Origin of the sequence: Escherichia sp. AM3 (genome assembly GCF_032029835.1) — a bacterium.
Classification (GTDB): domain Bacteria; phylum Pseudomonadota; class Gammaproteobacteria; order Enterobacterales; family Enterobacteriaceae; genus Escherichia; species Escherichia coli.
This window is the reverse complement of sequence record NZ_JAVUPQ010000810.1, coordinates 1-305: the sequence shown is the minus strand read 5'-3', so window position 1 is coordinate 305 and position 305 is coordinate 1. Positions and strand designations below refer to the sequence as shown.

General features: G+C 59.0%; 1 protein-coding gene. It reads right to left on the bottom strand.

The window, feature by feature from the left end:
- Nucleotides 1-305 (bottom strand): tetratricopeptide repeat protein (locus tag RTW80_RS28495; RefSeq protein ID WP_312721459.1); only part of this gene is annotated, 305 nt, incomplete at both ends.

The window sequence follows — 305 nt, the reverse complement described above, 5'->3', positions numbered from 1 at the left end:
GTGTAGCGGTTCAGAATGGTCACCGCCTCGCCGGGCTGGCCGCCCTGTAGGTAGGCGTTCGCCAGGTTAAGCTGCAATACTGGATTATTACGAAGATCTTTCGCCCCTTTCAGGCGATTAATCGCATCGGTCGCTTGTTTCGGCCCCAGATCGATATCGGTGGCGAGGTCGAGATACCACGGATTGTCAGGCGCCGCCGCCAGCAGCGGCTGTAGCGCTTTTCGCGCTTCATCGTATTTGCTGGCCTCCATCGCCTGGAGCGCCTGACCATACTGCGCCGCGTTTTTCTCGCGCACGTTGCCTTT